Below are 6,930 nucleotides of genomic sequence, written 5' to 3'. Positions count from 1 at the left end.
TGTGCCACCCCTGCCAACAACACGCCCCATGCCAAAGCCATAATCGGAATATCAAGTTGTGGGGCTAAAAACAACGCACTGGCAATCATCACCAAATTCAACAAAACAGGCGTGAACGATGATAAAGCAAATGCGCCATAGCTATTTAAAATCCCACCTGCAAATGCCGTCAGTGAAATTAACAATAAATACGGAAAGGTAATTTGCAGCATATCTGCTGCCAAATTAAATTTTTCAGCATCACCACTAAAACCAGGGGCAAACACCCACATAATCAATGGCGCACCAACAATCGCAATAATCGTCACGACAAACAAAATCAGCGATAAAGAGCCAGCCACTTTACTAACTAAATCTTTCACCGCTTCATCCCCTTTTTGGCTTTTATACTCTGACAACACAGGCACAAAAGCTTGGGCAAAAGCCCCTTCAGCAAACAAACGCCGCAAAAAGTTAGGAATTTTAAACGCCACCAAAAAGGCGTCCATCATTTTGTCAGCACCAAAGGCGTTCATTAAAACCATATCACGGACTAAGCCTAAGACGCGTGACAACATCGTCATTGCACTGACAATGAGCGTGGAACGCCATAAACCAGACTTTTTAGCACCTTGAGTGGCGGACTTTTGCGAAGGAGGAGTTACCTGAGACATGAAAAATGACTTTGCTAATTAACAAAGGGGCAAATAGTAGCGAATTACTTGCACAAAAACTATAAAAATGCGGTTTTATACGTAAAAAGTTGGTAATTATCTTGACTTAATGCTCTACGCTCGGCAAAATCGCACGCCTGATTTTGGGTAGTAATCCCTTTAGTATCTCGACTTATAGACATCCCTATAAGTCCTGCGAACGATTTTTTATAGGAGTGCCACCGTGGCCAATTCTGCACAAGCCAAAAAGCGTGCGCGCCAAAACGAACAACAACGTAAGCATAATGCAAGTTTACGTTCCATGGTGCGTACTTATATCAAGAAAGTTGTAAATGCTATTGCTGCTGGCGATAAAGCTGCTGCATCTGCTGCTTATACTGATGCCGTTCCTGTTGTTGACCGTATGGCTGACAAAGGTATCATCCACAAAAACAAAGCAGCACGTCATAAGAGCCGTTTAAACGCTCATATCAAAGCAATGGCTTAATATTGATTTAAGTATCGCTTTGTAAAAACCCGCTTAGTGCGGGTTTTTTATTGCTTGACATTTAATCATTATTTATTGATAATTATTCTCATTAGTATTTATGAATGAGAATAATTCTATGTACGTATGTGTCTGTCATGCAGTCAGCGATAAACAAATTAAACAATCTGTAGAAAATGGTTGTTGCTCTTATCGTGAAATTCGTGATTGTCATAAAGTTGGCACAACCTGTGGCCGTTGCGTACCTGAAGCACGTCAATTAATTGATGAAACACTTGCAAACTTAGCCAAAAATATTTCACATGCAGCGTAACAACTCATCACTCTCTAAAAACCAAATGATAACTATTTGTTTTTACAATCTAATCCACTAAGATTTCTTACGCTTTTCCTCATTTGCCCACTGTCTTTTATCTTGTTTTACGCTACCATTAGTGTAATTGTTGACAAGAACAATCAGCTATTAGCAAATCTATAAATATCCCCACCCTTCTTATTTAAATATATCGTGGAGTAACAACATGAAAGGTGATGCACAAGTTATTGCTTATTTAAACAAAGCCTTAACCAATGAATTAACAGCCATTAATCAATATTTCTTACATGCACGTATGTTAAAAAGTTGGGGCTTTGAAAAACTCGGTCAACATGAATACATGGAGTCAATTGATGAAATGAAACATGCTGACAAATTAATTGACCGTATTTTATTTTTGGAAGGTTTGCCAAATCTACAACACCTTAATAAATTATATATTGGTGAAAATATTGAAGAGATTTTACAAGGTGACTTGAAACTCGAACAACTCGCCCACCCCGATTTAAAGGATGCGATTGCCCATTGTGAAAAAGTAGGTGACTACGGCTCTCGTGAATTATTTGTAGCCATTTTAGAAAGCGAAGAAGAACATATTGATTGGATTGAAACCCAATTAGAATTGATTAATAAACTGGGTGTGCAAAACTATTTACAATCAGCTATGTAATAGACAAAAAAAAGCCCACTTTGCAGTGGGCTAACAGGGGTTCAACCAGAGAGAATTATCAAGAGCTAGTAGATTCATCGCCACTCACCTACTAAATCTTGATACCATGTACTCAAAGCCTAATATACGCTTTTATTTAATTTACACTGTTATTGAGATGTGTCGTTTATGTCAATGAACTGTTAACTTGGTTCATTTAATTTGAGCTTATTACGATTCTTTTGTTTCATTGGCCACGTCATCACAAACTTTGCTCCACCCAAACGTGGACTTTCTTCTACCTTTATATTGCCACCAAACCAAAAAGCAATACGTGAGACAATAGATAAACCTAAACCATAACCACCAGAAGCGCGGGTACGACTGTCATCTAAACGAGTAAAAGGCTGAAAAACTTTTTCTCGGTCTTTTTCGGGAATACCATGTCCATCATCTTCAACCGCAATATAAGCACATCCTTCATAAATACCCGCACTTAAACACACTTCACTTTTGGCATAACGCGTGGCATTACCTGCCAAGTTTTGCAATACACGATGCAAATAACGACGCTCAGCTTCCGCAATTGTGCCTTGTGGAGGCAACTGAACAGTCACTTTTTGTTTAACGCCTAAAGCTGTTGTCTCCTTGGCTACTTTCTGTAATAACTCGCCTAAATCAACTGATTCAAAATCTAGAACAGGAATTCCCTGCTCTAATTTGGCATAGGTTAGAATCTCATCAATCAGTTTATTAAGCTCATCAATATCGCCATCTAACTGCGCTAACTGACGAAAACGATCATCATAATCATCGGTGTCTGCCAACATTTCCATGCCAAACCGAATCCTTGCGACAGGTGTTCTTAATTCGTGAGAAACAGCTCGTGTCAACTCTCGTTGAGAGTCAATCAAGCGTTGAATATGTTCAGCCATACTATTAAAAGCATATGCTAACTGACTCACCTCATCCTTACCATCAACTTCAGCACGCGCACTTAAATCACCGCCACCAATACGTCTCGCAGCACTCTCCACCGTTTTGATTTTCTTTTCTAAGGGATGAATAATCAGATAAGCCGTTGTCGTAATGACTAATAGTGCAATTGCAGAAATAATAATGAGCAGTTGAACGGGCATCCAATCAAATAAATACATTGGGCCTATTACTAAGACATGATTAAACTGAGATGAGGGCGCAATAATACGTACGGAAGAATTATGACCTACCCCACCTTCTTTCAGAGCCAAAACTACTTCTTTACGTTTAATACGTGCGCGTTGATCGGGTTCTAAACTAGCCTTATCCAAAGGCATTATATGTAAAGGAAAAGGAAAATAAACTTGCAATTGTTTTAATCTTTTTTGCTCTTGACCTCGATAATGATCTAAGTCATCCAACAAAAAAATCGCCATTGCTTTGGCTTGTTGTTCTGAGACTTTGCTCATGCGTACTTGTAAATATTGATCTCTTTCAACAGAGACTGCGCTATAAATATCTGCATAACTAAAATTATTAGCAATTCGTACTACGGCTTTTCCTTGCTCCAGTTGTTCTAATTCTCGACTGGTAAAATCAATCTGTTGAGCTTTGCTTAAAACAATTTTGCTATCTAATAAAGTACCTGCTTCTTCAATCCATGCTTGTTGCAATTCTGGACTAGACTGACGTGCAATTCCCAATGCAATTAAACGAAAAAAGCCCGTTGCCATGCTTTCGCGGTATTCTGCGGCACGGTAATCATTAATCACTTGTAACAGTAAATAGGTACACAAGGCGACGGCACTGATGATCAACAACAGGCCGCCATAAATGCGAACAAAAATACTGCTAGGAATTGGCAGCTTAGGCAAACTAACCGCCTAAAGACTCTTTAACAAATAAATAGCCTTTACTGCGTACAGTTTTGATACGTTTAGGATTATCAGGATCATCACCAATTTTTGGACGAATACGGGAAATACGCACGTCAATCGAACGATCTTGTCCGTCATATTCAATGCCACGCAAACGTTCAAAGATGTCTTCACGCGATAAAATACGGCCAGCATTAGAGGCTAATAACCATAACAAATCATATTCGGCACTGGTAAACTCAACAGGTTCATCAGCTAAAGTCACTGAACGACCGCCATTATCAATCACTAAATCATCAAACTCTAAACGCTGAGGTACGTCTTCTTCGACAATTTTATCGGTACGACGTAACAAGGCACGAATACGTGCTAATAAAACGCGTGGTTGAGCAGGTTTGGCAACATAATCATCTGCCCCCATTTCTAAACCCAACACCTGATCCATATCATCAGTGCGTGCGGTTAACATTAAAATTGGATGATGGTAATGTGGACGAACTTCGCGGCAAATGGTTAAACCATCTGCACCTGGTAACATCACATCTAAAACCACTAAATCGGGTTGCTCAGCAATAATTCGACGAATAGCACGATTACCATCCGTTTCTATCGCAACCAATAAACCATTACGAATTAAATACTCTTGCGTCAACGTTGCTAAACGTTCGTCATCTTCAACAATTAAAATGCGTGGCAAATGTTCTTCTTGTTGGCTCATGGTGTTTTCCTGCTAAACTAATAATCTTAAATGTTGTAACGACGTAGCTTTTTAATTAACAGTTACATTGTAAATCCTGTCGCTACGCGCCATACCTGCATAATAGACAATTCTGTGTCAGTTACAAAGTGACAAATGCCATTTGTTTACGAACATACCACTAAAAGCCTGTCAAGGCTAAAAATCAGATATATTTTTTTACATGTCATTTACGTTTAGTTATCCACAAGTAAAATACGCGCAACTCCTTGAATCCCTTTATTGTCTTGAGTAATTGACTATTTTTTAGCAGGACTTATCCACAGTTTTGACCTCTTGCATAATCTATTAAAACAGCTTATCTTGTGCTGCAACAACAAACGCCACACTATAGATTGTGTTTTTATAGCTTTTTCTTACACTAAATATATAAACAAATCAACTCTTAACTGATGCTTTTTATAAAGCCGCAGATGGGGATTTTTTTGTTTGGTAAAGCCACCTAGGGAGCTTATATGACTATTTCTGCACAACGCTCATTTGAATCAAACGATGTTTTAACAACGGCACCTGGCCAATTACGGGTCATTAAACGTAATGGCACTTTAGTCAATTATGACTCAGGCAAAATAGCAATTGCAATCAGCAAGGCTTTTTTAGCTGTTGAAGGTGGCTCTGCCGCCGATTCGAGCCGTGTGCATCAACAAGTGGCCTTATTAACCGATGCCGTTTCTAATACATTTAAGCGTCGTATGCCTAGCGGTGGCACTGTTCATATTGAAGAAATTCAAGACCAAGTTGAATTGGCCTTAATGCGTGCTGGTGAACAAAAAGTGGCACGTTCTTATGTGATTTATCGTGATGAGCGCGCACGTTTGCGTGATGCAGGCATCACTAAAAGCCATCCTACCTTAACCGTCACCTTAGGTGATGGCACACGTCAACCTTTGGATTTAGGCCGTTTAGAAGCCTTAGTCAACAGTGCTTGCGAAGGTTTAACAGGCGTAAATGCGCAAGCGATTGTTGATGAGACTTTAAAGAATTTGTATGACGGTGTGCAAGAAAGCGATTTGTGTACCACGATGGTGATGTGTGCTCGTGTGCATATTGAACAAGAGCCTAATTACACTTATGTCACTGCACGTTTGTTATTAGATCAATTACGCAGTGAAGCTTTAGGCTTTTTAGACGTTGCAGATAAAGCTTCTCAAGCACAAATGGCTGAGTTTTATCCTCAAGCCTTACCCGTGTTTTTAAAGCGTGGTGTTGAGTTAGAGTTATTATCTCCTGAATTATTAAAATATGATTTAGCTAAATTAGCGGATGCGATTGAGCCAGAACGCGATTTTCAGTTTACTTATTTAGGCTTACAAACCCTTTACGACCGTTATTTTATTCATAGTCAAGAAGTACGTTTTGAATTGCCACAATTATTTTTTATGCGCGTGGCGATGGGCTTAGCAATGAACGAAGCCAATAAAGAAACACGGGCGATTGAGTTTTATCAATTATTGTCTAGCTTTGACTATATGGCTTCCACGCCTACCCTGTTTAATGCAGGCACATTACGCCCACAATTATCGAGCTGTTATTTAACCACTGTCCCTGATGACTTGTATGGCATTTATGATGCGATTCGTGACAACGCCATGTTATCCAAATGGGCAGGTGGTTTAGGCAACGACTGGACACCTGTGCGTGCTTTGGGCGCATACATCAAAGGTACAAACGGTAAGTCTCAAGGCGTTGTGCCGTTCTTAAAAGTCGCAAATGATACGGCTGTCGCGGTAAATCAATGTTTTGCACCTGATACTTTCGTATGGACAGAAAAAGGTTGTAAAGCAATTCAAGATATTCAAGTTGGTGATTTGGTTCTAGGCAAAGCTGGCTATTATCGTCCTGTTGTAAAACACATGGTTTATAATCAGACTGAACCAATGGTGGAAATTAAAGCTCGTCATTCAGCACAAACGTTAAAAGTCACTGATGGCCATCCCATTTGGTCTATTTCTATCAAAAACCGCAATCACACGCCTAAACAAGTTTTAGAAATGCTTAACAAGGATGAATTACAAGTTAAATATTGTGAAGCAGGTAAACTTAAAGTAGGCGATTTTATTGCCCAAACTATTCCTCAAGAAGTTATTCCTGTTCAAGGTTTTACTGAAGATGATGCGCGCTTTTATGGCATTATGCTAGGCGATGGACATATTACTAAGGGAGATGCCGAATGGGGTGTTTCAGGTAATCCTAGTTCAGATACGTTTATGGT

Annotated in this window: 7 protein-coding genes; 4 read left to right on the top strand and 3 right to left on the bottom strand. The window is 39.4% G+C overall.

Annotated features, from left to right (window positions below):
• A partial coding sequence (gene murJ / locus Q0212_RS06745) for a murein biosynthesis integral membrane protein MurJ (RefSeq protein WP_297923860.1) occupies positions 1-653 on the bottom strand: 653 nt, incomplete at its 3' end.
• A gap of 223 nt (positions 654-876) precedes the next feature.
• Between murJ and rpsT the strand changes: the two genes are divergently transcribed.
• The 3 genes from rpsT (at position 877) to bfr (ending at position 2,126) form a co-directional block, all read left to right on the top strand.
• Positions 877-1,140, top strand: coding sequence for a 30S ribosomal protein S20 (gene rpsT / locus Q0212_RS06740; RefSeq protein WP_297923858.1), 264 nt, complete (start codon positions 877-879; stop codon positions 1,138-1,140).
• 118 nt (positions 1,141-1,258) lie between these two features.
• Complete coding sequence (locus Q0212_RS06735) at positions 1,259-1,453, top strand: (2Fe-2S)-binding protein (protein WP_297923856.1); 195 nt, start codon at positions 1,259-1,261, stop codon at positions 1,451-1,453.
• 208 nt (positions 1,454-1,661) lie between these two features.
• Positions 1,662-2,126 (top strand): bacterioferritin, encoded by a 465-nt coding sequence (bfr, locus tag Q0212_RS06730; protein ID WP_297923854.1) that lies wholly within the window; start codon positions 1,662-1,664, stop codon positions 2,124-2,126.
• Between the two features lie 182 nt (positions 2,127-2,308).
• On the opposite strand, the gene Q0212_RS06725 is transcribed toward bfr, so the two are convergent.
• On the bottom strand, positions 2,309-3,958 hold the full coding sequence (locus Q0212_RS06725; protein WP_297923852.1) for an ATP-binding protein: 1,650 nt from the start codon (positions 3,956-3,958) through the stop codon (positions 2,309-2,311).
• 1 nt (position 3,959) lies between these two features.
• Positions 3,960-4,679 (bottom strand): winged helix-turn-helix domain-containing protein, encoded by a 720-nt coding sequence (locus Q0212_RS06720; protein ID WP_297923851.1) that lies wholly within the window; start codon positions 4,677-4,679, stop codon positions 3,960-3,962.
• 494 nt (positions 4,680-5,173) lie between these two features.
• Between Q0212_RS06720 and Q0212_RS06715 the strand changes: the two genes are divergently transcribed.
• Positions 5,174-6,930: ATP cone domain-containing protein (locus tag Q0212_RS06715; RefSeq protein WP_297923849.1), on the top strand; the 1,757-nt coding region annotated here is incomplete at its 3' end.

This window comes from uncultured Agitococcus sp. (assembly GCF_937920075.1).
Taxonomy (GTDB): Bacteria; Pseudomonadota; Gammaproteobacteria; order Pseudomonadales; family Moraxellaceae; genus Agitococcus.
Note: the sequence above shows the minus strand (reverse complement) of the source record. Positions and strands in the feature narration are given on the sequence as shown.